Below are 25,998 nucleotides of genomic sequence, written 5' to 3' on the forward strand. Positions count from 1 at the left end.
GGATCCGAAATTCCGCGTGAAGGTAGTCAGCGCCTACCCCACCTATGTGTACGAAACCGCAGATATTAAAAACAAGGACGTCGATTTTGTCGTGAGCGTTTTCCCCGACGCTCTCAACATCAAGCCGACATTTCCCAATGCCAAGATCATCGCCATTATGCCCGCTTTGCATTGGGTTGAAGATCCCGGCTTGTTTACGCACGACTACTTGCGGCGGGTGATTACCGCGGCCCGCTATCATGTGGACTATTACGTCACCCAAAATATCCGTATGAAGCAGGTGCTGTTTTCCTTGCTGCACCTGCTGGCGCGGTTTCCTTACGAAGATCGTATCCTGGTCGCACCCCAAGGGATCGTGGATGAGGTCAAGCGACAGGCCCCTGATCGGCAGGAACTGCGGCAGAAACTGGGACTAGAACCCGATGACATCATGGTTCTGAATTCCGGCGGCATTTGGAAATGGACAGACTTCAACACTTTTTTCCAGGCGTTCTGCGAATTTACTGTCGAAAACCCGTCTCATAGGCTGCGGCTCTACATGATGGGAATTGTGCAGCCTTTTAACCGCGATCATGACGAATACGTCGCGCAATTCCGTGCCATTCTGGACAAGTACCGGGATAAGCTGGGTAAACACCTTGTCCTGTTTGAAGACTGGGACGAGGGCGGTAAACATGTCCAAGACTATCTGAGCATCGCCGATGTTGGGATCAATGTCAGCCAAGACACGCTCGAGGCGTGGCAAAGCTACAGAATGCGCTTTCTGGACTACATGTATTTCGGCATTCCAGTGATCAACACGTCCGGGGATGATTTTTCGACCAGGCATCCCGACGCGTTGTTCGTTTGCAAACCCAAAGATACAGAATCGTATAAAACCATATTCCGGCAAATTACGGATCGTCCGGAGCTTGTCCGCGAAAAATCAGCCATGATGCGCGAAATTGCAGCTGAATATGATAGCCAGCAAACCTATGGCCGCCTGATCGAAAAGCTCGAGCGTTTACCCGCGCGCCCTGAAAAAGACCACGTCATGTGGGATGCAAGCATTGCCGATCAGCCAGATTTTTCGGCAACACCTACGCTGCACCATGCTCAGGAACGGCATAAAAACTGGTTTGTCAGAACTTGGAGACGCCTCACCCAGAGCCGAAAACGCAACCGAATGCGGATGAGGCACATGTTAGCCGGACAAAGTTATCTGATCGAGCGGCAGGCGGTGGCTGTCGACCAGCTTTCGAAGATAGATATGCAGCAAAAGGAAATTGCCGACGCTCTGGATCGTCTGAACTCGGCCGTCAATCAAAAGGACGCGCCAACGCAACAAAAGTAGGAATGGAATACTTGTTGCAAAGGGCAGCAGCATTTGGGAAGCGTAAACCACAATAAATACTCGAAGAAATTATTTGCGTTCAATAAATCCAAACACCCAGGAACTGAAAGATAGAAAAATGAAGGCTGTTATTCTTGCCGGCGGGTTCGGTACGCGCCTTGCAGAAGAAACCGGATTGCGCCCAAAGCCGATGGTTGAAATAGGCGGCAAACCGATCTTGTGGCATATCATGAAAACCTATTCCCACCATGGCATCAATGATTTCGTTATTTGCCTGGGATATAAGGGCTACTTTATCAAAGAGTATTTCCAAAACTATTTCTTGCACAATGCCGACGTCACTTTTGACATCAAACAAAACAGCATGACCGTCCATGAAATGCGAGCCGAGCCTTGGACCGTTACACTGGTTGAAACCGGCGAAAACTCTCAGATTGGCGGCCGGATCAAGCGGGCTTCGCGGTATTTCAAAGATGACGAGGCCGTGTGCATCACCTATGGGGACGGCGTCGCTGACGTTAACATCACTGCTGCCATCGAATTCCATAAACAACACGGAAAACTGGCTACCGTCACCGCCGTTCAGCCTCCGGGGCGGTTTGGCGCACTGGACCTTCAAGACGAGAAGGTGCTCGGGTTTCAGGAAAAGCCGGTTGGCGACGGCGGCTGGATCAATGGCGGATATTTCATCGTTTCTCCGAAAATCGTGGACTATATCGACGATGACTTCACGGTTTGGGAGCGCGAACCTCTGGAAAACCTTGCAAATGACGATCAGTTGCGGGCTTGGTACCACCATGGTTTCTGGCAACCCATGGATACCCTGCGGGACAAAGAGCATTTGAACCGTCTTTGGTCCAACAACGAAGCAAAATGGAAAGTGTGGTGACGTAGCATGTCTAAGAAAATCCTAGTGACCGGAAACACAGGTTATGTCGGCCCCGTTCTGGGGCGTTTTCTGAAACAGCGACACGCGGACCTGCATCTGGTCGGGTACGACGCGGGCTTTTTCTCGCATTCGCTGACCGGGTCCGATTTCCTGCCCGAAATCGTGTATGACACACAGCACTATGGCGACACACGCGACATCACCGCTGACCATCTTGCGGGCTGCGACGCGGTGGTCCATCTGGCCGCCGTTTCCAACGACCCCATGGGCAAAGAATTCGAAACAGTCACCCATGACATCAACCGCGCCGCAAGCGTTCGGCTGGCCAAGCTTGCCGCCGAATGTGGCGTATCGAATTTCGTCTTTGCCTCCTCCTGTTCCATGTACGGCGCGGCCGAGGGCGGCCCGCGCAAGGAAACCGACGCTACCGCCCCGCAAACCGCCTATGCCCGGTCCAAAATAGGCACCGAGCTTGACCTGCAAGAGGCCGATCTGGGCGACATGACCCTGACCTCTTTGCGGTTCGCAACTGCCTGCGGCATGTCCGACAGGCTGCGTCTGGATCTAGTGCTGAACGACTTCGTGGCCTGCGCCATGGCTACCAACAAGATCGTCGTTCTCAGCGACGGAACGCCGTGGCGGCCCTTGATCGATGTCGAGGACATGGCTCGCGCCATTGAATGGGCAGCTCTGCGCGAAACGTCGAATGGCGGTAAATTCCTGGCCGTGAATGCCGGACGTGACGAAAGCAATGTGCGTATCTCTGAGCTGGCCGAAAAGGTCAAAGCACAATTCCCCGGCACCGTGGTCGAGATCAATACCGACGCGCCGCCCGACAAACGCTCGTACCAGGTTGACTTCGCGCTGTTCAAATCGCTGGCCCCCGAGTCCATCCCGCAAGTGACACTCGAGCAATCCATCGAACGTCTGCGCGCAGGGCTGGAACATTTCGGCTTTGGCGACACTGATTTCCGCAGTTCGTCTTTCATCCGCCTGAACGCACTGCGTGCGCATATCGACAGCGGACGTTTGTCGCGTGATCTTCGCTGGGGGTCGCTGTAAATGCTGTTCACCCCGACCCCGCTTGAAGGGGCTTACCTGATCGAGCTGGAAAAACGCGGCGATGACCGCGGCTTCTTTGCCCGAATGTTCTGCGAGGACGAGTTCAAAGCACATGGCCTTGTCGGAAAGTTCGTGCAGATCAACAATTCATTGACCATGTCGAAGGGCACAGTGCGTGGTATGCATTATCAACTTCCCCCCCACGCCGAGGTCAAGCTGATGCGCTGCGTAAAAGGTGCGATCTTCGATGTCATCGTCGATCTTCGGGATGGGTCAAAGACGTTCGGTCAATGGTTCGGCGCTGAACTTACCGCTGAGAACCGCAAGATGATGTATGTGCCGAAAGGCTTTGCCCACGGCTTCATGAGCCTTACTGATGACACGGAAATTATCTATCCGGTCAGCGCGGCATACGCGCCGGAAAGTGAGCGTGGTCTGCGTTGGGATGATCCGGCGATCGGCATCAATTGGCCTATGGCAGCTCAGGAAGTTTCGCAGAAAGACCAAACGTGGAACGATCTGGTCAGATCGACCCATGCAGTAAAAGAAACTGAGTAATTTGCGGAAACTGGCCCAGGATTTCTGTAGGTCAGCTTCGGAAGTTACCCGATTTTGATACTAAGAATGTTGTGGCATAGCCGGTAGAGCACACGGAAGGCACCGTAAGGTGAAAAACCCTATGAAATCGCGGATTCGAAACAAACACATCAAGCGCAGCGTTGACGAATTGATCGCACAAGTTAGCGAGCTAAAACAGGCGCTGACAGGTGACGGTTCGCTTTATCCAGCGCAACCTGCGGAACTTGCATTGAATCTACACAAGGCGATCGTAGGGAACTGGAGCGCGGTTGCTGCTACATGGCCGCTGGCTCGGACACCCAATGTCGACATTGCTCCTGACTACGAAACCCCCATACCGTCGCGCGACAATATTGGCAGGATACAGGGTAAGTATAATCCCTGTGTCGTGGGCACAGATGGATCTGAACCGGATGCGCTGAATAAGTCGTTTATTTCAGGCGGCATAGAAGACATAACCGTTGTCATGAACATCAGCGAGGTTATGGGACTGCCGCTAACCAAGGACACCGTTACACTTGATTGGGGCGTCGGTTGCGGACGCATCGCCAGACATATCCCCGACATATTGAAACCAAACTTGTTTGGCGCTGACGTTGACCCTGTCAATATTGCCTATTGCAAGGAGAACATGCCGTTCGGGGACTACACAGTGCTCGATCCATACAGCGCAACACCTTACGATGACGATCAATTCGATCTGGTCTACTCTCATAGTGTGCTGACCCATCTTGCAGAACCTGACCAAAATCACTGGCTCAAAGAATTGTCGCGCATAACCCGTGGCTTGATGGTTCTGTCTGTTCACGGCCCGTATAGCGTGTCTACCGCCGAGTGGTCGAAAAACCCCTACGCGGTCGAACACTACATGTTGCAAGGCATCGTAGACGCACCCGACCCGAACCCAGACATCGCAGACGTAACCGACCCGGAATATTATCGCGATATTGGCCATACACCCCAGTACATTCAAAACCACTGGTCAAAATTCGTGGAAGTCGTCGAGATTATTCCTAAAAGCTTCGGGCATGTGCATGATGCAGTGGTCTGTCGTCCAAAATAAGATAATTCCCGCAGGTTCAACTAACCTACGAGCCTGCGGAAAAACCACTTGGGCTCGGCACCTGAGCGGACCGATACATTGAAGGCCGGCGCATTTCCGCGATAAAATGCGGTGGTCAGATCCCGGTTTCAATTGGTTGCCACCTTCAACAGGGCTCGAACTTAAATAACAGGTATGAACAACTTGGCTCCAAGCGATCAACTGCTCGAACGCGTCGATTCCTTTGATTTTCTATCGGTCGATATTTTCGACACGCTTCTGTTCCGCCACTGCAAGTCTCCTGTTGATCTGTTCGAATTCATGGCGGACCACCCTGAGGTCCTCCTAGCTACCCAACATTTCAAAGACTATCGCACTGGCGCCGAGGCAATGGCGCGAGAGGATGCTTCCGCACAGCGGATCGAAGACGTGACGCTGGATCAGATCTATGCCTGTTTCGCGCAACTGACAAATTGCACAAAAAATCGGGCTGACAAGATCAAACAGCTGGAACTTCGGACTGAACGCGATCTGTTGCATGTGACGAGCCTGGGTAGAAAACTTCTGACACGTATTCAGGACAGTAAGTCGCGTTGGGTGATCACCTCGGACATGTACCTGCCGAAAGACGAGTTGGAAGATCTCCTGACGCAAAAGGGTATAACCGGATGGGAGCGCGTCTTCGTCTCCGGTGAACAGGGTAAGACCAAGCACACGGGCAGCCTGTTTGACGACGTCGCAGCGCATTTTGATGTACCCCGCAACCAGATCCTCCACATTGGCGACAACCGCCATGCAGACGGGAAAATGGCGACGCAGGCAGGGTTCATATCGCATGTGCTACTGGCCAGCAAAGACCTGCCAACGCGATCTCCAAAACCCCGGCGACACACTAGTCTGCTGAATGGAACGCAGCCGATCTCACAGATTTTTACCGCCAACTACTTGGAAACACATCACTACGACTCGGAAAATGTCGACTTTCGAAAACTGTCCGACGACCAGTATCTTGAAGCGTTTGGCGCCTTGATGATTGCTCCGCTCATTACATCGCTGTTGATTTGGATAAAGCGGGAAATGGACAAACAAGGTATTTCGCGGCTCGCGTTTCTGGCACGGGATGGAATGTTTCCAAAAGCTGTTTTCGATCTGCTTTGGCCGCAAGGATATGAAACTCAATATGTCGCTGCTTCCCGGCGTTTGTTGACCCTTCCTTTTACCGAGTTAGACCCTGATACAATCGCGGGAATGTTGCATGCCACGCTTGAAGGATCGCAAACGCTGGACGCGTTTCTCGGGAAGATTTCCGCAGGCCCGCTGTTGAAATCTCTATTTACAGACGCCGGCCTATCCGGCACGGACGAACTGACAAAAGAGCGCCGCCGCACCATCCTGAACCTGTTGCGTGAAAACCCTGACGCGTTCTATCAATCTTTCGCGCATGAAAAGGAGGTCCTGTCCAACTACTACCGCTCGGTCTTCCCTGAAGGCACACATACAGCCATCTTCGACGTCGGGTGGCGCGGCAGTTTACAGCGGTCTATTGATGAGATTATCGGCAAGGACGCACATGTTCTGGGTCTTTATTTTGGCACGAGCGCTCAGGCTGCCTCTATTCTGCGCCGAAATGGGCTGGAGTACGAAAGTTTCGCCGCGTCCAATGGCCTTCCTCTGTTCATGTATCCTTGGGTCGAAGACTTCCGCGATATCGTAGAATTCTTCTTTTCTGCCGATCATGGCAGCGTTCTGGGTCTACAGGAAAAACCGCAGGGCGAAATCGCTTGGAAGACGTCTGACGTCAGTACGGCAGAAGCTGAAAACCTCCAACGCGCCAAAAAGATTCAGGATGGCGCGCTGCGTGCCATCAAGTCGGTCACTTCGGCCATACCCATCGATGTGCTCGCTAAATATGCCGATCCAAGGGACGAAAAGGATCTTCGACAGTTTCTAAGCAAACCGCACCGCCACGATGCCGCCCGCTTCAACAAGGTCCGCATATTTTCAGGTGTGGGCGATACCACCGGAGAAAGCTTGACCCGCGTTGGCGAACGCAAATCTCATTACCGAAATGCGAAAGGCAGCCGGTGGAGGGCTGGCTACGTTGCTCAGTTAAACCCGATCGCATTCGCCTGGGTGAAATTGCAGTTCCGGAAAAGGAAGCGCATCCGATTGTAACGGATCGAGCCAGAACGCGAATCTAGCCCGGGCATTACTGGCACTTAATGTCGAAACACACAGTGTCTTCCCTGAGGAAACGGCCCGTAAACCTGACGTCAAACCACCGCTTCAGCCGCATCGGGCAGCAACAAGGTCAGATCATCTTCCGCAAACAGGTCAAAAGACACGTCCCATGCAGCGCCGGGCCACAGAAGTTGCAGCTGTTTCTTCGCGGGCCGGTAGACGGCTGTATAAAGCGTCCCGAACCCGGATTTGAAGGCGGTGGAATAAAGCGGCGGGCGCAGGAACGCGTCGATGAAACGCTTTTCGCTTTCGGGGTGCTGGTTCAGGCGGTTCAGCAGAAACCGTTCCCGTTCGACCGTTGCGGTAAACCGCGCATGTTTGGACCACTCAACCTGCCCCTGATGGTTTGTCGCCACCGGCACATCTGAGATTTGAGGGTGCCGGTCAGGGGCAAGATAGACAGTGCTGTGATTGTATTTCGCGTCCAGAACGGTGACGTTATAGCTCATGTGGCAGGGAATGCGGCAGAGCGCATCTACCGCTTGTGCCGTGGTCTCACAGGTCTGCAACACATAGCGCAAGATCAGCGGCACACCGAAGCCGTCGCCCACCTCGCGCCGACCGCCAAAAGTCAATGAGACCGTAAGGCCGGTATCGTTGATGCCATCCAGCAGGCCCAGAATGCCATCGCTCATCCCGATCACGCCGCGCCCGCCCCAGCGGGTTTTCAACAATGCAGCGTCAAAGGTTTTGGGGTGGTAGTCGTAGTTGCGCACCAAAATGGGTGTCTTGCCACGCCAGATCGCCTGGCTACACCCCGACAGATATTTGGGCGGGCAATAAAAGCTGAGAAACCGCGCCTGACTGTCGCTGCCGCCCACCAGTTCAACCACCTCTTCATATAGCGGCAGGATCTCGGGCATGTGCGTTTGCAACGCGCGCAAGCATTCGCGATAGGTGGGCCGCGCCGAATACCCCTCTTGCACCCACCATTTATGGTAGGCGGGCCAGTATTCGGCAAACAGCCCGGCCAGCTTAGGACCGGGCTGTTCCTCGTCGATTGAGCGAAAAACAAGCGCCATGAAGCCTTCTACATGATTTTGAACGCAGGATCTTCCATCGGCTGCGCGGCTGGCAGCGGTTCGGCGGCGTAGGCCGACGTAATGCCGTGAATCCACTTTTTCGACTTGTCCGTCAGCTTGAACCCCTTGGTCATTGACCGTCCCCGCGTCACCAGAATGCCCAGATCGGCCCCTTCATAGCGGTAGTCGCCGACATTCGAGATGCGCAGAAAGAACGCCTCATTCTCTCCCACTGCGCGACGGTGATAGTCGAAGCGGTCAAACACCACACGGCCATCTTCGAGCATCTTGTAGATGCCCGATTGCGGGGCCTGCGTGATGCGGTCGACGCTGTCATCGGTATGCTTGATCACCATCTGCGACCAGCTGTCGATCATGTCAGGGTCGGCCCAACGGGCGTTCAGTTCCTCGACATCCAACTCGAAGGGCTTCTTCGAAAATTCCAGCAGGTGGAACAGGAACAGGGGCGCGTCGGCATGGGCAAAAGCCGCATGGTTGGTCATCGAACTGGCCCCAGTGATACGCGGGTTCAGCTCGCCCAGCCATAGCTCATCGGTTTTCTTGTCGATCAGGAAATCCAGTTCGAAATAGCCGCGATAACCGGATTTGCGTAATTCCTCGCCAAACTGGAAGGTAAGCTGCCGCGCCTGTTCGCGCGCCTTGGGTGGGAAGGCAGTCGAGAATATCTCGTTCCCGCACCAACCGCCGCGATAGGGGGTGAGTTCGTTGAAGCCCACGAGCTCGGTCATCAGCGGTCCCACAATAGTGCCTTCGGACGTCGCGCAGGCCTCGATCGCCGCACCGCGACAATCGATCCGCTTCATGATCTTGATCTCGCCCTCGCCTACGATCTCATCCTTGTGTTTGTTGAAATCCGCCTCGGATTTGATGAAGAAAGTGGTGTGGCCGCTGTCGCCAAAGGCCGATTGTAGCACCAGATCATGCCCCAACCCGGCTTTGTCGCAAATTTTCTTCAGGTGATCATAGCTTTTGACCACGCTCAGCGTATTGGGCACCGACGGCACACCCGCCTTGTTGCCGATGCGGACCGTTTCGATCTTGTTGTCGCATTTGGTGCGCAGCTTGGCTTTGGGGAACCACAGCTGACCACCCAGTTCCTTGACCAGTTTCTCGGTCGTCTCATCGAACATCAGGAACACAAATTTGGGCTTGCCACCGCGCCGCTTGACCAGGTCGATGACCTCTTTGTGCTGTAGCAGATAGTTGTTGATGTCTTCGATCGACTGGAATTCGTCATGCGGCATCTCAGATGGCACGAACACGTTAGGATGCCGCCCGTCAAAGCAATCCATGTAGCAGATATAGGTGAAGTTCATCACCCACTCATCCAAACCCAACAAGTTGAAATTGGTCGCCGACACAAAATAGATCGGGTCCTTGTTGGTGTGGAAATACCGTCGGATTTCCGAAATGTTCTTCAGCACCTTCTTAGGCATATGGTCCTCCCAGTCCCTTATGTTTTCTTGACTGATTTCAAAGCGTCTTCGGTAAAAATGCGCAGGCCCAGATCGGCGCGGAAACCGTGGATCTCCGACACGTCCAGTTCCTGCATGAATTTAAGAATTTCCGGGCTGATCACCTGCCCCGGTACCAGAATAGGAAAGCCGGGCGGGTACGGGATCACGAAGGTGGCCGAGACCATTTCTTCGCCCGCCTCCAGCCGGTCCAGCATGTCATGATCGGGTTCCACGTAGTCACAATTGTCCTCGTCATAGGACAGGAAGAACGCGGTGCGGATATCGCCCGCTTCGGTGCCTTCAACACAGCGGAACGCATCATGGAAGCGGCTGAAGTCGGGCAGTGGCGGGACGTGTTCGCTCAGGTTGCGGACACGCTTGTCGAAGGCGCGCTTTTCCATCTTGGACGCGTCGTCCATCAGATCGTCCAGCTCCTTGGCGATCTCGACCAGCACCTCGATCAGATAGGCGACCGAGCTGCGCGTGGTGCCGATATTGGTCATGAACAGCACGGTATTGCGCGAGGTCTTGTTGATCTGGATGCCGTATTTGTCCATCAGGATCTTGGTCTTGAACGTATCACCGTCCCAGCCCGTTGCGCCCACATGCAGCGTAATCCGGGTGGCATCCAGAACAAATTCATCCTTCGCCCAGCAATCCCAAACGTCCGCCCAGCCCTGATCGGGATCGAAATAGCTGGTCATACCGCTTTCGCGGTACTCCTCGGGGATCATGTCGCCCGCCGTGACCAGTTTGAAGTATTTCTTCAGCAGCGGATGCGTCGTGACCGCCCGGCGGATCGCCATGGCGCTTTCGACCTGACGCTGGACGAACTCATAACCTTCGATCTCGACCTGCCTGCGGCCAACATCCAACGAAGCGATGATCTGATAGTTGGGCGAGGTCGAGGTGTGCGTCATGTAGGCTTCGTGAAACGCTTCTTCCACAGCGCCTTTGAACTGTTGGTCGTTGACGTGGATCATCGAGCCCTGCCGCAGCGCGGTCAGCGTCTTGTGTGTGGATTGCGTGGCATAGACACGCACCCGCGCGTCCGGCGGGGCGATCAGACGGGTGTTCATCAGGGTCTCATCATCCGCGCCCTCCAGCTCGACCTGTTGGGCTGCATAGGCTTCGGAATGGTCTGCGGAGCGGAACTGTTCACGCAGGATATTGGCCGAGCGCATCGCCGTTCGCACGCGCGTGTTGGGTGCGAAACGGGCATAACCGAACCAGGCTTCATCCCACAGGAACACAAGGTCTTTCTTGATCGCCAGACATTCCTGCATCACCCGCTGAACGTTGTAGACGATGCCATCAAAGGTGCAGTTGGTCAGCAGCACCATGCGCACCTGATCCAGCTTGCCCTCGGCTTTCAGGGCCAGCAGCTTGTGCTTGATCTCGCGGATCGGCACCGCACCGTACATCGAGTAGTCGTGCAGAGGGTAGCTGTCCATATAGACTACGCTCGCCCCCGCCAGCACCATGCCGTAATGGTGCGATTTGTGGCAGTCACGGTCGACCAGAACGATATCGCCAGGGCGCACCAGCGCCTGCACCACGATCTTGTTGCAGGTCGAGGTACCGTTGGTAGCAAAGAAGGTCTGTTTTGATCCGAACGCACGGGCGGCGGCCTCTTGCGCTTCCTTGATGGGGCCGCGTGGCTCCAGCAGAGAATCCAGCCCGCCCGATGTGGCCGAGGTTTCGGCCATAAAGATGTTCGACCCGTAGAACGCCCCCATATCCTGAATCCAATGGCTACGGCTGATCGACTTGCCGCGGCTGATCGGCATGGCGTGGAAAACGCCGGTGGGTTGCTTGGAATATTCTTTCAGCGCGGTGAAGAACGGGGTTTTGAACCGCCGCTGCACCCCGCGCAGGATGTTCAGATGCAGTTCCAGAAAATCTTCCTGATTATAGAACACCCGTCGGCACAGGCCCAGATCAAGCCCGGCGATATCCTCGGCCGAGCGGTCGGTGATCAGATAGGCATCCAGCTCAGGGCGCAGCATTCCAATCCGGCGACAGGTTTCCGGCCCGTATTCCGAAGGGGACAGCGCATCAAGATCTGCGCCTTCGCCGTAAAGGCTGATATAGCGCCCCAACACGTTGGTTTCGTTCTTGGACTTCAGGCTCAGACCCGGACGAACGATCACGGCCTGCACATTCTGGTTGAACAGAACGCCAATCAGCGCATCCTCGACGCTGGGCACCACGACGGTCTCATAAATGAACGGGTCTTCGCTGCGGCGCATCCGTTGCAGGCTGGATTGCAGGAACCGTTCCTGATGTTCGTTGACATTGTCGACGATCATTACCTCGAAATAGGGTCGCCCCAGCGCACGGGCTTCGTGGCTTTGAGCCGCTTCATCCTCGAACTCGTCGCCCTCGGTCTCATCCGCGATCAGAGGGATCGAGCGACGCCGATACGCCCCCGATGTCAGCGCGCGCGAGACCCGGCGCACGGCGGTCGAGAAATCGCCGAAATTGCCGTGGTCCAGCAGCCTGCGCAAATAGTCAAAGGCCGACGCGCCAGGAAACGCGAAATAAACCTCGATAGGGGCTAGTGCCTGAAGCAGACGGCGCGCCCTGTCCCGATCAGAGTCACCGGCGTTTTGATCCAGAGATTCGGCTGTTTCCCGCAGCGCGCTCCACCTGTCCGCCCGCAATTGCGAGGCGCTGTAATAGTCCGAGATGGTGTGGAGCTTTTCGCTGTCGGATAAGCCGTGCATGAGATCAATGTCCTTTCTGCAATTCCCGAAAAGCTGCGCTGGTATCAGTCTGTGCCTGAGCGCCCTTTGTAGAGATAAAGATTATCGGGCTTGGTCGAGGTATCTTCGTTGTATCCCAGCGCTGTTCTGGGGTCGGACGCGGCAACACCGGCAACATCGCCCTTTTGCGGGATGCGCAGCGGCCCCAGCGTGTGCAAATAGGCATCTGCTCCGCTGGCCCGGTCATAAACCGGGAAATCCGCCTCGCGGTCGCGGAAGCTTTTGAGGACCTGACCCAGACCTTTCAGCCCGACCTCGCGCTGGCGGCGGACCTGATCCAAATCGATCTCGATGGGGAAGATGTCCTCTTGCCCCGCCGATTGGTGCAGCACCGTGGCCGAGGGATCAACCACCAGCGACCGCCCCACCCCGCCAGCGGCCAGACCGTTCACGTCGAACACGTAACACTGGAACTGCGCCGCGGTGGCCTTTGCAATCGACAATTCGGCCTCACGGTCAGTGGTGCCGGTCAACACCGGATGCAGCAGAACCTCGACCCCCTGGCTGGTCAGGTGGCGAGTGGTTTCGGGGAACCAGATGTCATAGCAGATCGACAGGCCGAACCGACCCACATCCGGGACGTCAAAAATGCAGAATTCCGTGCCGGATGAAATGCTCTGTTCGTAGGGTTTGAACGGGAACATCTTCGAGTATTTCGAAACGATCTCACCCTCGGGGTTGATCACCACCGAGGTGTTGAAAATCCGCCCGTCCTCGCGCTTTTCGAACATCGAGCCGGGGATCAGCCAAATTCCATAGCGACGCGCAGCGTCCTGAAAACGTGACAGATCGTCATTGGGAAAAGGCTGGGCAAACCGGTCGAGCGGACCATAGGGGGCCAACTCGCTGAACAGCGCCATCTGGGTCCAGGGAAACCGCGCCATCATTATGTCGATCCGGTGCAGCATCGCATCTACATTCGACTGCAACGCGCCCACATGCATCTGAATTCCGGTTATCGCAAAAGGGGTCATCTTGTTTGTCTCTTCTTCTTGCCGATTGCGACCGCCGAGGTGGTCCGGCGTTCTTCATCGGAACATGAAAGCACGGATTGGTGCAAGCCCACGATCCGCAAGGGGGTGATTTAGTCGGCCTCCTCCTCGCCGGGGGATTCCACAAAGTCGATATCGTTGCGCACCCAAAAGAACCGGAACCCGCAACTACGCAGCCATTTCTCCAACCGGTCCAGACTGGACCATTCCCGCCGCAGACCGCGCGTGGATTCCACCAGCGCCCACTGACCGTCGACCAAAAAATAGACCGTCCAGGTGTTGGGATGCGCCGAGTGGTTGGCAAAGCCGCCGCTAACCACCTCGCGCGCAGTGCGCACGGCGACAGGATAGTCTCCGATCCGGTTCTCAGCGGCAAGGATGGCCAAGTCGTTCTGGCGGATCGTGAAAGTGGGAAAGGGAACGTCGTTCATGATTAGCCTATTAATGAACACACCCATTCCGGCACCCCACGATCCGTCTGTAGATCAGCATATGACGGATCACGCGGCCACGGTCTGGTTTGCCGGCTCAGTGGTCTCGACCACAGCTTCAGCATCCTGATCCTGAATGGCGCGGAACAGGGCCCTGCGGCGCTCGCTGATATCTTCAGACTTCAGATTTTCGATCCGCGTCGCCAGTGTCCAGATATGGCCAAACGGGTCGGCAACCGTGGCGCAACGTTCGCCCCAATAGGTGTCGATTGCCTCGGCCATCAGGGTTGCGCCGTTTTCCAAAGCGGCCTCCAGCGCGGCATCCGCGTCTTCGACATACATGTGGTGGCCCACCGGGGTAACGGTGCCCGCAACTGTCGGAACATGTGCGCCCCAACCCGCAGTGACGAACAGCATCGAGTTGCCGATCTTGATGGCGGCAAAGCCGGGGGCCTCATCCGCATCAAAGGCCTGAATCTTGGCGTCAAAGGCTTTTTCGTAAAAGGCCAGCGCCGCAGGCACGTCCGCAACAGCCAGCGATGCCGTACAGGTGCGATAGCCGCGCGGTAGAGTGGCAGGCTTCTTTTTCATATCTCAAATCTCCGAATTGGGCGGGGGAGCGCCCGATGAGACATGCGGGAAAATCCCGCACTATGAATCATACTGTGGATCAACTGGTCACTCATTGCAACACTATGGTTCATAGTGCGGATACATCCGCGATGACGGTCAGAAAGTCGGCGGGGTACAGGCGCTGACGATCCGGCATTTTTCCGGTCCAACCTGACGGAACCGGTGCGGGGTGCGGCTGTCGAAATAATAAGCGTCCCCCGGCCCCAGCACCTTGCGTTGATCGCCCACCGTAACCTCGACCCGGCCCGAGACCACCACGCCGCCCTCTTCGGCCTCGTGGCCATACATTACACGGCCGGTATCCGCGCCCAGATCATAGGTTTCCTGCAAGATCATCATCGCGCGCCCGTGCAAGTTCGATCCCACCTGCCGCAGCGACAGCCCGCCCTTGCCGATCTCGGTCAGGTCTTCTGCGGCGTAGAACACGGTCTGCTCGGCCTCGATCTCGAACGAGAAAAAGTCGGACATGCCAATCGGAATACCCTGCAAAATCCGCCGCAACGCTCCGACCGAGGGGTTCATCTTGCCCGACTCGATCAGCGAGATGGTCGAGTTCGGCACATCCGACTTTTTGGCCAACGCCCGCTGTGACAGACCCGCGCGTTCACGCAGGGCGCGCAGGCGCAATCCAAGGGTCAGATCATCCTGATTGGCGTTCTTCATGTTCACTATCCGCATCACTTGAGGGGTGCAGGGACCGTAAATCAAGGGCTTATGGTTGGCAAGAAACAGGCTTTCGCTCAAACCTGTGGCTACTACAGTCACGCGATCAGATTTACGGGCGCGCGCCCGACAACCCGAAAGGACGCAATATGCTGAATGCTCAGATTGCTGAACGCCGCAACACATCGATCGCGCAAGGCGTGGGAATGCAGACGCAGGTCTATGTGGACCGCGCTGCGAACTCCGAGGTGTGGGACGTCGAAGGCAAGCGTTACATCGATTTCGCCGCAGGCATAGCCGTTGTGAATACCGGGCATTGCCACCCCAAGGTTATGGAGGCGGTCACGACGCAGGCCGCGAACTTTACTCATACCTGCCATCAGGTTCTGCCTTACGAAAACTACATCCGTCTGGCCGAGCGTCTGAACGAAAAGGTGCCGGGTGATTTCACCAAGAAGACCGTCTTTGTGACCACCGGTGCCGAAGCGGTGGAGAACGCCGTAAAAATCGCCCGTGCAGCCACCGGCCGCCCCGCCGTGATCGCCTTTGGTGGCGGCTTCCATGGCCGCACCTTCATGGGCATGTCGCTGACCGGCAAGGTGCAGCCCTACAAGGCCGGCTTCGGCGCGATGATGCCCGACACCTATCACGTCCCTTTCCCGGTTGAGCTGCACGGCACCTCGACAGAGGATTCGCTGGGCGCGCTGACCAAACTGTTCAAGGCCGATCTGGACCCGGGCCGCGTTGCTGCCATCATCATCGAGCCGGTTCAGGGTGAAGGTGGCTTTTACCCCGCCCCGGCCGAACTGATGCGCGGCTTGCGCGCCCTGTGCGACGAACACGGCATCGTTATGATCGCAGACGAAGTGCAGACGGGTTTTGCCCGCACCGGCAATTTGTTCGCGATGGAAGCCTATGACGTGGCCGCCGACATCACCACCATGGCCAAAGGTCTGGCGGGCGGTCTGCCGTTGGCCGCAGTCACGGGTCGCGCCGACCTGATGGATGCGGCGCAACCCGGCGGTCTGGGCGGCACCTATGGCGGCAACCCGCTGGGCATCGCCGCCGCCCATGCGGTGATGGACGTGATCGAAGAAGAGGACCTGTGCGCCCGCGCAAACGAGCTGGGCTCGCGTCTGAAACAACGTCTGGAATCGATCCGCGCCCGTACACCCGAGATCGTCGACATTCGTGGCCCCGGTTTCATGATCGCGACCGAGTTCAACACCACCGACGGTAGCGCACCAAACCCCGAGATGGCCAACGCCGTACGGGCCGAGGCGCTCAAGCGCGGATTGATCCTGCTGACATGTGGCGTATATGGGAACGTAATTCGCTTCCTCGCACCGCTGACGGTGCAGGACGAGATCTTCGCCGAGGCGATGGATATCCTCGAAGCCTCGGTCGACGCTGCCAAAGGAGCCTGAACATGCTGGATATCAAAGTGACCAAGCTGGAGCTGAAAGATCCCAGCCTTCTGGAAACCCGCGCCTATATCAACGGCGCATGGGTTGAGGGTGAAGCGACCTTTCCCGTCTACAACCCTGCCACCGGCGATCTGATCGCCAATGTGACCGATGTCAGCATCGAAGGCACCGCGCAGACCGTGGACGCCGCCTATGCGGCAAAGAAAGAATGGGCCGCGCAAACCGGCAAGGAGCGCGCCGCAATCCTGCGCAAATGGTTCGATCTGATGGTGGAAAACGCCGACGATCTAGCCACGATCCTGACCGCCGAGATGGGCAAACCCTGGGCCGAAGCGCGGGGCGAGATCCTGTACGGGGCGTCTTTCATCGAGTGGTTCTCGGAAGAGGCCAAGCGGGTCTACGGCGACGTCATCCCCGGCCATCAGCGTGACAAACGCATTGTCGTTCTGAAACAGCCTGTGGGCGTGGTCGGTTCGATCACCCCGTGGAACTTTCCCAACGCCATGATTGCCCGCAAGGTTGGTCCGGCACTGGCTGTAGGCTGTACCTTTGTGGCCCGTCCGGCAACGCTGACGCCTCTGTCTGCGCTGGCGATGGCTGTTCTGGGCGAACGTGCGGGCATCCCGGCAGGTGTGTTCAACGTCATCCCCGGCACTGACAGCTCGGGCGTGGGCAATGAGATGTGCACCAATGACAAGGTGGCCAAGATCACCTTCACCGGGTCGACCCGTGTTGGCCAGATCCTGATGCGGCAGGCGGCAGGCACGATCAAAAAGATGAGCCTCGAACTGGGTGGCAACGCGCCGTTCATCGTGTTCGACGACGCCGACGTGGACGCTGCCGTGGATGGTGCAATGATCGCCAAATTCCGCAACAACGGCCAAACCTGCGTCTGCGCCAACCGCATCTATGTGCAGGCAGGCGTCTATGACGAATTCGCCGCCAAGCTGGCCGAGAAGACCAAAGCCCTGAACGTGGGCGACGGTTTCGGTGACGGTGTCACCACCGGCCCGCTGATCAATGACGCGGCCGTCGCCAAGGTCGAGGAACATATCTCGGACGCGGTGTCCAAGGGTGCAACGGTCACGCTGGGCGGCAAACGCTCGGACCTTGGCGGCACGTTCTTTGAACCCACCGTTCTGACCGGTGTGACCCGCGACATGGTGGTCGCAAAGGATGAAACCTTCGGCCCTGTCGCGCCCCTGTTCAAATTCGAGGACGAGGACGACGTCGTCGCCATGGCCAACGACAGCGAATTCGGTCTGGCCTCGTATTTCTACAGCCGTGATCTGGCGCGCGTCTGGCGCGTGGCCGAAGGGCTGGAATCGGGCATGGTGGGCATCAATACCGGTCTGATCTCGACCGAGGTCGCGCCCTTCGGCGGTGTCAAACAATCCGGTCTGGGCCGCGAAGGCTCGAAATACGGGACCGAGGATTTCCTCGAGATCAAATACCTCTGCATGGGCGAGATTTCCTGACCTTATCGGGCAGGATCTGACCCCGCGGCACCAAAGAAAAGACCGGGCTTCAACGCAAGCCCGGTCTTTTCTTTCCAATTCTGGCGGCTTCAGAACCCTACCGGATCACCGCCTCACTCTTTAGTGCGAAAGGCCAAAGATCTTCAGTATCCCTTGCGCACAGAGCGATCCGCCGACAGCGAATTTTGACTCTGTTCAACCAGCATTTCGATTGCATCTGCCAGATGTTCCCGGTTGATGTGATGATCCCCACGCGCGACGCGAAGTTTATGCGCTTTTAGCAGTACATCAGCATGGCGACAGCCTTCGGGCGGTTCGAACCTATAGCTTGCAATTTCAAGCCGGAGCCCCAGCGGATCGCGGAAATAGATCGAATCCATGAAGCCCCGATCGACGGGACCCGTGTTATCAACGCCCCGCGCATCCAAACGCGCTGCCACTTGCCAGAATGTGGCTTGGCTGACGTTGAACGCGAGATGATGCAAAGACCCGATGGCCTCTGGTACAGGGGTCGCATCCGGTTTCCGGTCTTCATTGGTAAAAATTGTGATGAGGCGCCCATCGCCGGGGTCAAAATACAGATGCCCCTCGTTAGGGTTGTCGAGGTTCGGCTGATCAAAAATGAACGGCATTCCCAGAACCCCTTCCCAGAAATCAATCGACGTCTGTCGGTCCGCTCCGTTGATCGTGATGTGGTGCACGCCCTGCGTTTGAATTTTCTTAATCTGATTGGACTTTGACATTTTGCGACTCCGGGGTTTGTTCACTCAGGCCTGACCTGTCGGGTTTGATTTCTGCGGCATCACAGGTGCGGGCCCAAGGTTTCTAAGCTTTGCCAGTGCGACAATTTTGCGCCCCACATTGGTTTTCAAAAACGTTTCAGCCGGGCCCTTTCACGTGTTGGTGACAGAATACTGCATTTCCCTTTTGCACGGCTCATTTGGTCAACCGGTCTTCTGCGAAAAGCTTAGGGTCAATGATCGCGACAATGTCGCTGCCGCTGTCCTGCAATCCAAGCCTTTCACACAAATAGGCAGACGCAACATTGCCGGGCGCAATGCCCGTCTTGAACCCGGTGGCGCCAAGCTGATCATGAGAGTGTATCAGAGCCATTGCACCCAAGATTGTCGCAATCCCCTCGCCCATACGCTGGGGTTTGGTCGAAAGCTGACCCCATTGCGCGCGACGATGCAACGGGCTGCTGGGTGGATGACACAGAACCGAGCCCGCGGTTGCAACCGGTGCACCCGACCTGTCAACGGCGACCATGGCAAACCCGGGCCGGGACACTCCACGCATAACCGGTCCGATCGGAGGCAAAACTCCGTGGCTCAATGCAACTTCGGCAAAAGCTTCCAGCCATTCCGGCGGAGAGTCGCGATCAATCACGCGCACGGTCAAATCTTCGGGCAGCGTCCGCGTCTCGACAACGTGGCGCGCGATGTCAACGCAATTCAGACCTCCCAGATAGGAGGCTATCGTATCTGTTTTGAAACCCTGGCTTTCAATTTTTGCCAGCGTTTTCGCAACCTCAGGACGTGGTATGCTCTCTATCGCGGTCACGCCAAGGATCCGGGCCATTGCATAGGCATCATCCAATGCCCCACTATACTCATTGGAAACCTGAATACCCCGCCCATGGCTACAGAACCGAGGGTCGTCCCCCAGCAGATGCAAAAGATGCTCGCCCGTGGTGGACATGTGTCGCTGGGCTTCACTACCAAACACTTCCATCGGTTTTCCTTCAGGGCACCCCATGACAGTGAACCGATGATCATTTGATCAGGGGTGCGCCGTCAAGACGCTCGACCGTATTCTACCCGCCATGTCTCGGACTTGAGATTTCCCTCAGAAAACTTGCGCTTGCTTCGTCGGATGGAAAGAACAGTTCGATCTTCAAGTCATCCAGAGTGACATCCGTCACGGTGCTGAATTGCGCGACAGTCCCAAACATCGACACCCGTTGCTCCCCAAAACGATAGATCGCCGGAACCGTTGGACCGGGAACCATATCCCTGTGGATGCTTGCAAAAGGCGCAAGCGCCTTGGCCGCAGCGTCCAATTCGGGCAACCCGCCAGCATTCGCGCTTTCCGAGCGCAAACGCAGCATTGTATGATGCGCAACCTCGGGCCAGTTTTCTACTAGCTCGGCCATGACCGGGCTTGTAACAAGCGCCAACAGGCTTTGCCCGGTTTCGATCCCAAGCGGTGTAAACAGAAGCTCGGCCGCTTTGTTCAATCTGACGATCCTCCAAACCCGATCCAACACAATCCCCGGGTAGGGGTCATGCTGTTTCAGTGTCCATTCAACAGCATCGCGGATCGGGGCCATGGCGGCGTCATCAAAGGGAGTTTTGGCAAAACGGGCGGCGAAACCTTCTGCCTGCAGCATCTGGTTTCTGGCGTCGACAGGTACATCCATAACGTCCGAAAGATGAAGGATCATATCTGGGCTGGGCCGGGACCGACCGGTTTCGAGAAAGGATATATGTCGCGCACTGACATCGGCTTCGGTCGCCAGGTCAAGCTGGCTCATCCGCCGAAGCTTCCGCCATTCTTTCAGCAAACTGGAATACGGGGTCATGGTGCCACCTTAGTGACCCTGCAGGTAGAAATCACTTACCTCTGACGTAATTGATCTCGACCCGCCCCGACCGCATGAAGGACACCATCGAAAGGAGGGCGTCATGACCCCACAACACATCGCAATGCGACGGTCGGGCACGGCATTGGTCGCCACCGGAGTTCTATTTACATTGACCGCACTGCCTGCCTTGCACAGTCTGGCGCATATCTTTCTGACAGTGGCGTATTGGCCGATCCACTCGGTTGCAGCCGATATCACCGTCCCAGCGCCATTGTTGCTTGCAATTGTTGGCGGTCTGACGGCCGGGCTAGGCGCGATGCAATGGGCGTTGGGAACCTACGTTGTGCCGATATCCCCTGCCGCCGCAGCCAAAGTGGCACAGATCACCGCATGGGTCTGGTTTTGCACCGACAGCACTGGCTCGGTCTTGGTCGGAGCGCCCTTAAACGTTGCCCTCAACATTTCCTTCCTGCTGTTGATCCTCTGGTCCAGCCGACCGCAACCAGATGAAAATCCTTGAGGGTCTGACGTTTTCGATCACCCAGCGATGGGTTCAATCTCGAATTGTCGAGGCCCGCTGCAAGCAACGGGCACGACGTCAGGGTTTTCAAAATCCATATCGACGGACACACAAATACAAATTCACCAGAGTTAAGTTGGAAATAGCCGGGTGGGATACAAAAAGTACTGGGTCAGCACAAAGGTGCCCTGCAACATGCCTGCAAAATCTCACTCGATGAAACTGATGACTGATTTCAGCAAGCGCCGGATGATCGTTTATAAAAAGCGATAGAACTCCAGGGGTGCTGAGTTGCAAAATCACGTTGAGAAACCTGTTTCCAGCTTGAAAAGGTCAGAGCCCCAAGGGGCTCTGACCCGTACCAGCGGCGTTACATGTCACTATCCGAGAACGGACGCGGATAGTTGTTGATCTGCTCGGGCGTGAAGGGCAAATTCTCGACCTCGACTGGAGCGGTATAAAGCTGCCGCGTCTCGGGCCGTTCGTTTGCGATACCCGTCAGGGCAGGCCCCGGAGTTGGATCGGGACGGTTCGGATATTGGTCCATCCACAGCTCGTGCCGAGCGCGTTGGCGATTGAACATCGACTTGATGTGGAACTGCTCGATCATCTCGCCGGTTTTCTCGCGCGGGTCGGTATAGAGATCATAGAACTCGTTCTTCGACAGGCCGGGAGTTGCGTTTTTCCAATCCCGCTTGAACCGGCCCTTGACGCCAGCCGACAGGTTGGGACCCTGATAGATCATGACATAGTCGCGGCGGCTGAAGCCGTCTCCGTTCAGCAACAGCGAGGTCTGATCGACACCGTCGATCACCCGGTCGGTTGGGATGGCATCCATCGCACCTCCAAGGCGCGCGAAGGTGGTGAAAAGGTCGCTGACATGCAAGATGTCCCCCACGATCTGATCGGGCTCAATCACACCCGGCCACTTCGCGATTGCCGGAACCCGCACACCGCCTTCGGTAAAGTCACCCTTACCGCCTGTATACAGCGTCTCGACCATGCCACGCGGCCCGTAGTGAATGAATGGGCCATAGTCGGCCATCACGATCACCAGCGTGTTTTCAGCTATGCCCTTGGCCTCGAGATAGTCAAACAACTCTCCCACGAATTGATCGATTGCAACCAGACCTTCTTGCGCAAGGTTCTTGTTGGCCGTGTCTTTCTGCGTCTTGCGCGGATCAGGAAAAAATGCCGCCAGGATCGGGTGATAAGCGATGAAAAAAGGCTTTTGCTCCTCGACACTCTTGTCGATGAACGCCAGTGTCCGGCGCTGCGCTTCTGTTTCGATATCCCAATAATTCTCGATATTGGGCGGCGGGCCCCATTCCAGCGTCTCGCCGCCTTTGGTTCCCTCAAGCGTCCAGACCTGACCCAACGGCTGCCAGGAATTGTCGATGTCATATTTGTCTTCACCATAGAAGTCCGGATAGAGGCCGGTGATCACGTTGCCGACCTCAGCCTGCGGTATCCACATCGACGGAACCTGATTGTAGGGGGTAAACAAGGCCTCGTCATAACCCTGGTTGTGGGCGTATGAGAACTCGGTATCCCCCAGGTGCCACTTGCCGTAAAACGCGGTGTTGTACCCGGCACCCGAGAGGACCTCGGCAATGGTCACCTCCTCAGCATCCATGCCTGAATATTCAACGGGGAAGGACACTGTGTGCATCCCGCTGCGCACGGCGTAGCGGCCGGTCTGAAATGCTGCCCGCGTGGGGGTGCAAGCGGGTTCGGTATACATGCGCATGAAGTTGATCCCTTCATCCGCCATCTGGTTCATATTGGGGGTCTCGAACCCACGCACGGCCTGAATTTCGGGGATGCCAACCTCGCCCACGGCGGTGTCGTCCCACATGATGTGGATGATGTTGGGTTTGGTGCCGTGTTCAGCCGCAAGCGCATCGAGTTTTTCCTGAAGCGCGGCATCTTCGGTCGACCACCGCTCGCCGTGCTGAGCATGAAGGATGTAATGTTCGGCGTCGTGGATGATGGGCTGAGCCGCCACATCCGACGAAAGCACCGCTGCCGCTGCGCCACAGATTGCCAGACTAAATTTCATTTCAGTTTCCCTTTCCTCTATGCTGTTTCCAATAAGTTGATCGGATCCGCGCGGCTGGCGTTCAGCCCCCAAGATTGCGTTCAAGTACGGTTTCGATTTCGCGGACCAGCCCCTGCAGGCTTTCAAGCAGAAGGTCGCGTTCGGCCTGTGTTCCCGGATGCGAGCTGGGACGGCATCGGATCAGAGCGTTCAGGTCACCGGCCAGCAGCTCGTAGTCGCGGCAGATTTCGGCGAAGACTACGTTGGATTGCCGAAGCTGCGTGATAAGCACCCGCCGGTCCGGCAGGTACAATTCGACCGTCGAAGGGTATAGTTCCGATCTGTCAATATGCAGAGCCATGCATGGCAGCATGAGCGCGGTTGAAAGGACCCGATAGGGGTTATACGGTGAAATACGACGTGAAACCGTGACTTCATACCGGTTTAGAAACTTGTTTTTGTTGACTTAAGCGACTCTGAGATGAGCGACGCATCACATATGGAAAAGCCAGACGAGCCTTTGGCCGAAGGCCACATCCGAGAGGCGCTGGCCAGAGTTCTCAACAGCCCGCAGCTGTCAGCCTCGGCGCGGTTGCAGGACTTTCTGACTTACGTTGTCGAAGAAAGCCTGCACCGTCGGGGCCAATCCATAGTCGGCAAAATCATCGCGCAGGATGTATATGGGCGCGACCCAACCAAGGGCAGCGACAACGTTGTTCGGGTTGACGCGCGCAGGTTGCGGCGGGCGCTTGCGGAATATTATGGTGCGGATGACCCAGTGCATATCCATATCGACAAAGGCCACTATACGCCGCGGTTCGAAGCAAGATCGCAGGCAGAACGGCCTGAGCTACGACATACGCGTGCTCAGGCAAGACGATTGCCAACGCTCTGGCCCATTCTGATGGTCAGCGCGATCATTGGTTTGGCAGTTGTATTCTGGATGTCTTTTGAGGAAACGCCGCAACATTCAGAAACTGACAACGCGGTTAGTGCTGCGCAGGAAAGGCTGGCTCTGGCGGCAAAATCAATGGCTACATTGCAGGCTGCCAACATGTCGCAAAAGGCCAGCGAGCTGTTGTTTCCCATAGCGGACACAGATCATCAGAACTCGGCCACACAAATGTTCAAAGAGGCCATCCGCATTGATCCCGAGTATTCAGGCGGCTACGCAGGTGCCGCACACAGCCTGTCAACTCTGGCCGTTCTGTCCCCGGATGAAACCCGGCGACAGGCGATGCTTCGCGAAGCGTCGCAGATGTCACAAAAGGCGGTCGATCTCGACCCGACGAACGGTTGGTCAATCTCGTCGCAAGCCTGGTTGGCTTTTGCCTCGGGCAACTTGGAAACCGCAAAAGAATTGGCGGATCGGGCCTTCAAACTCAGCGACAGGGATGCGCGGGTTTTGGATTTCAGCGCGGTGATCTTTTTACTGACTGGAGATTTTAAATACGCTCAGATGATTTCTGACCCGGAACAGCCACGCAAGGCCCCGGGTTCGCATCACGCACATCGAAACATTTTTGGCGTCGCGAGCTTCCATTTGGGCAACTACGAAGCTGCAATCTCGGCCTTTGATACGGCCATTGCTTCCGGCGGGCCCGTCAGCGAGTTGACACTGCTTTTCAAAGCCGCCTCCTATCAGGCGGATGGTCAGACAGATATGGCCAAAGTGCTTCTTTCAGAACTGGCACAGATCTGGCCCGATTTTCATCCTTCTGTCGCGCTGAACAGATTTTACATCGATCCCGTTCACGCAAGCGCTGTGCTGTCACAATTGAAAGCCGCGGGTTGGCAAGAAAACACGAATGCGCCGAAACACTCGGACGCTAATTGACGGGCACGACGGCCCGTTCTGCTTTGCTTGCGACGTCTCCCTGTTAGTGAAACACGGTTTCACCAGCGTCGTCGCGGATGGTCGTTCCCTTGGTACCGGCCACGATCCCAGCCAGATCAGCCAGGGCGCCGATGGCGGCGGATTTGCCGGTCAAGCGGGCGAACTGAACCGCGGCATCCACCTTGGGACCCATTGAGCCTGCGGCGAAATCATAGGCGTCGATCGCATCAGGTGTTGCCGTCTTGATGCCACGTTGATCATCTGTGCCCCAGTCCAAATAGACGCTGTCCGCATCGGTGGCTGAAATGAACAGGTCCGCCCCCACTTCGCGAGCCAGCAGTTCCGAGGCCAGATCCTTGTCGATCACCGCTTCGATCCCCTCCAGCGTACCCGCGTCGTTATAGACGGTGGGGATTCCGCCGCCACCGGCGCAGATCACCACGGTCTGTTTCTCCAACAACCATTTGATCGGCCGGATCTGGAAAATCCGCTTGGGCAGGGGTGAGGCGACCACCCGCCGCCATTTGTCGCCATCGGCACGGATGTCCCAACCCTTGTCAGAGGCCAGCCGTTCGGCCTCGGCCTTTTCATAAACAGGCCCGATGAACTTGGTCGGGTTGTCAAAGGCGGGGTCCTTGGCGTCGACCTCGATCATGGTCAGCAGCGTGGCCAGAGGGGTTTCCTGCGGCAGGCGGTTGCCCAGCTCCTGTTCGACCATATAGCCGATCATGCCTTCGGTCTCGGCCCCCAACACGTCCAGCGGGTAGGCTTCGTCCGGTTTGTAAGCATTGCCTTGCAGCGCCAGCAGGCCGACCTGTGGGCCATTGCCATGGGTCACGATCAGCTCGTTGCCTTCGGCGATGGTAGCCAGCGCCTCGGCGGCGATGGCGGTGTTTTCGCGCTGGTTCTCCGCGGTCAAGGCCTGACCGCGGCGCAGCAGCGCATTGCCTCCAAGGGCGACGACAATGCGCATGA

At 56.6% G+C, this 25,998-nt stretch carries 24 protein-coding genes; 10 read left to right on the forward strand and 14 right to left on the reverse strand.

Translation table 11 applies throughout. The annotated features are described in order from the left end of the window. Positions 1-16 precede the first annotated feature (16 nt). From ACR0L1_RS12760 to ACR0L1_RS12780, 5 genes are all read left to right on the forward strand, one after another. Positions 17-1,333: a glycosyltransferase family protein gene (locus ACR0L1_RS12760; RefSeq protein ID WP_480859191.1), complete on the forward strand. Its 1,317-nt coding sequence runs from the start codon at positions 17-19 to the stop codon at positions 1,331-1,333. Between the two features lie 118 nt (positions 1,334-1,451). Further along, the gene (rfbF, locus tag ACR0L1_RS12765; RefSeq protein WP_170773284.1) at positions 1,452-2,222 is read left to right on the forward strand and encodes a glucose-1-phosphate cytidylyltransferase; all 771 of its coding nucleotides are present in this window, start codon (positions 1,452-1,454) and stop codon (positions 2,220-2,222) included. Between the two features lie 6 nt (positions 2,223-2,228). Beyond that, positions 2,229-3,284, forward strand: a complete 1,056-nt coding sequence (locus ACR0L1_RS12770) for an NAD-dependent epimerase/dehydratase family protein (RefSeq protein ID WP_170773282.1) — start codon at positions 2,229-2,231, stop codon at positions 3,282-3,284. Next, entirely contained in the window at positions 3,285-3,842 is a 558-nt protein-coding gene (gene rfbC / locus ACR0L1_RS12775; RefSeq protein ID WP_480859193.1) for a dTDP-4-dehydrorhamnose 3,5-epimerase, read from the forward strand. A 121-nt stretch (positions 3,843-3,963) separates the two neighbouring features. Beyond that, on the forward strand, positions 3,964-4,926 hold the full coding sequence (locus tag ACR0L1_RS12780) for a class I SAM-dependent methyltransferase (protein WP_480859195.1): 963 nt from the start codon (positions 3,964-3,966) through the stop codon (positions 4,924-4,926). 324 nt (positions 4,927-5,250) lie between these two features. Here ACR0L1_RS12780 and ACR0L1_RS12785 read toward each other — a convergent pair whose 3' ends face one another. Then, a complete protein-coding gene (locus tag ACR0L1_RS12785; RefSeq protein ID WP_480859328.1) occupies positions 5,251-5,445 on the reverse strand; it encodes a hypothetical protein in 195 nt (64 codons plus the stop codon). Between ACR0L1_RS12785 and ACR0L1_RS12790 the strand changes: the two genes are divergently transcribed. After that, positions 5,446-7,080 (forward strand): HAD-IA family hydrolase, encoded by a 1,635-nt coding sequence (locus ACR0L1_RS12790; RefSeq protein WP_480859324.1) that lies wholly within the window; start codon positions 5,446-5,448, stop codon positions 7,078-7,080. Between the two features lie 98 nt (positions 7,081-7,178). Here the strand turns inward: ACR0L1_RS12790 and ACR0L1_RS12795 are convergent, their stop codons facing one another. The 7 genes from ACR0L1_RS12795 to ACR0L1_RS12825 form a co-directional block, all read right to left on the reverse strand. Further along, on the reverse strand, positions 7,179-8,168 hold the full coding sequence (locus tag ACR0L1_RS12795; RefSeq protein ID WP_480859196.1) for a C45 family autoproteolytic acyltransferase/hydolase: 990 nt from the start codon (positions 8,166-8,168) through the stop codon (positions 7,179-7,181). Positions 8,169-8,176: 8 nt separating this feature from the next. Continuing rightward, positions 8,177-9,625, reverse strand: a complete 1,449-nt coding sequence (locus ACR0L1_RS12800) for a biotin carboxylase (protein WP_170785722.1) — start codon at positions 9,623-9,625, stop codon at positions 8,177-8,179. 17 nt (positions 9,626-9,642) lie between these two features. Continuing rightward, positions 9,643-12,375, reverse strand: coding sequence for an aminotransferase class I/II-fold pyridoxal phosphate-dependent enzyme (locus ACR0L1_RS12805; protein ID WP_480859198.1), 2,733 nt, complete (start codon positions 12,373-12,375; stop codon positions 9,643-9,645). Positions 12,376-12,419: 44 nt separating this feature from the next. After that, on the reverse strand, positions 12,420-13,388 hold the full coding sequence (locus ACR0L1_RS12810; protein ID WP_170773267.1) for a carbon-nitrogen hydrolase family protein: 969 nt from the start codon (positions 13,386-13,388) through the stop codon (positions 12,420-12,422). Between the two features lie 110 nt (positions 13,389-13,498). After that, on the reverse strand, positions 13,499-13,837 hold the full coding sequence (locus ACR0L1_RS12815) for a hypothetical protein (RefSeq protein ID WP_170789907.1): 339 nt from the start codon (positions 13,835-13,837) through the stop codon (positions 13,499-13,501). A 69-nt stretch (positions 13,838-13,906) separates the two neighbouring features. After that, a complete protein-coding gene (locus ACR0L1_RS12820; protein ID WP_170789906.1) occupies positions 13,907-14,428 on the reverse strand; it encodes a VOC family protein in 522 nt (173 codons plus the stop codon). 138 nt (positions 14,429-14,566) lie between these two features. Further along, positions 14,567-15,133: a cupin domain-containing protein gene (locus tag ACR0L1_RS12825; protein ID WP_480503670.1), complete on the reverse strand. Its 567-nt coding sequence runs from the start codon at positions 15,131-15,133 to the stop codon at positions 14,567-14,569. 149 nt (positions 15,134-15,282) lie between these two features. Between ACR0L1_RS12825 and ACR0L1_RS12830 the strand changes: the two genes are divergently transcribed. Together ACR0L1_RS12830 and ACR0L1_RS12835 are read left to right on the forward strand one after the other, a co-directional pair. Continuing rightward, the gene (locus ACR0L1_RS12830; protein WP_170773259.1) at positions 15,283-16,560 is read left to right on the forward strand and encodes a 4-aminobutyrate--2-oxoglutarate transaminase; all 1,278 of its coding nucleotides are present in this window, start codon (positions 15,283-15,285) and stop codon (positions 16,558-16,560) included. Between the two features lie 2 nt (positions 16,561-16,562). Further along, entirely contained in the window at positions 16,563-18,038 is a 1,476-nt protein-coding gene (locus tag ACR0L1_RS12835; protein ID WP_480859201.1) for an NAD-dependent succinate-semialdehyde dehydrogenase, read from the forward strand. Between the two features lie 143 nt (positions 18,039-18,181). Here the strand turns inward: ACR0L1_RS12835 and ACR0L1_RS12840 are convergent, their stop codons facing one another. The 3 genes from ACR0L1_RS12840 to ACR0L1_RS12850 all read right to left on the reverse strand — a co-directional run bounded on the left by ACR0L1_RS12840 (position 18,182) and on the right by ACR0L1_RS12850 (position 20,622). Next, on the reverse strand, positions 18,182-18,763 hold the full coding sequence (locus ACR0L1_RS12840; RefSeq protein WP_170773595.1) for a VOC family protein: 582 nt from the start codon (positions 18,761-18,763) through the stop codon (positions 18,182-18,184). Positions 18,764-18,974: 211 nt separating this feature from the next. Next, on the reverse strand, positions 18,975-19,772 hold the full coding sequence (locus ACR0L1_RS12845; RefSeq protein WP_480859203.1) for a hypothetical protein: 798 nt from the start codon (positions 19,770-19,772) through the stop codon (positions 18,975-18,977). An 82-nt stretch (positions 19,773-19,854) separates the two neighbouring features. Next, on the reverse strand, positions 19,855-20,622 hold the full coding sequence (locus tag ACR0L1_RS12850; protein WP_480859205.1) for a helix-turn-helix domain-containing protein: 768 nt from the start codon (positions 20,620-20,622) through the stop codon (positions 19,855-19,857). Positions 20,623-20,725: 103 nt separating this feature from the next. Between ACR0L1_RS12850 and ACR0L1_RS12855 the strand changes: the two genes are divergently transcribed. Further along, positions 20,726-21,145: a hypothetical protein gene (locus tag ACR0L1_RS12855; protein WP_170773252.1), complete on the forward strand. Its 420-nt coding sequence runs from the start codon at positions 20,726-20,728 to the stop codon at positions 21,143-21,145. A gap of 370 nt (positions 21,146-21,515) precedes the next feature. On the opposite strand, the gene ACR0L1_RS12860 is transcribed toward ACR0L1_RS12855, so the two are convergent. Continuing rightward, the gene (locus tag ACR0L1_RS12860; RefSeq protein ID WP_480859207.1) at positions 21,516-23,207 is read right to left on the reverse strand and encodes a sulfatase-like hydrolase/transferase; all 1,692 of its coding nucleotides are present in this window, start codon (positions 23,205-23,207) and stop codon (positions 21,516-21,518) included. A 61-nt stretch (positions 23,208-23,268) separates the two neighbouring features. Next, positions 23,269-23,547: a hypothetical protein gene (locus ACR0L1_RS12865; protein ID WP_480859209.1), complete on the reverse strand. Its 279-nt coding sequence runs from the start codon at positions 23,545-23,547 to the stop codon at positions 23,269-23,271. 120 nt (positions 23,548-23,667) lie between these two features. Here ACR0L1_RS12865 and ACR0L1_RS12870 point away from each other — a divergent pair, with 120 nt between their 5' ends. Further along, entirely contained in the window at positions 23,668-25,023 is a 1,356-nt protein-coding gene (locus ACR0L1_RS12870; protein WP_480859211.1) for a hypothetical protein, read from the forward strand. Positions 25,024-25,066: 43 nt separating this feature from the next. Here the strand turns inward: ACR0L1_RS12870 and arcC are convergent, their stop codons facing one another. After that, positions 25,067-25,996 (reverse strand): carbamate kinase, encoded by a 930-nt coding sequence (gene arcC / locus ACR0L1_RS12875; protein WP_480503663.1) that lies wholly within the window; start codon positions 25,994-25,996, stop codon positions 25,067-25,069. Positions 25,997-25,998: the final 2 nt, after the last annotated feature.

It is taken from the genome of Ruegeria sp. J8 (genome assembly GCF_056531925.1).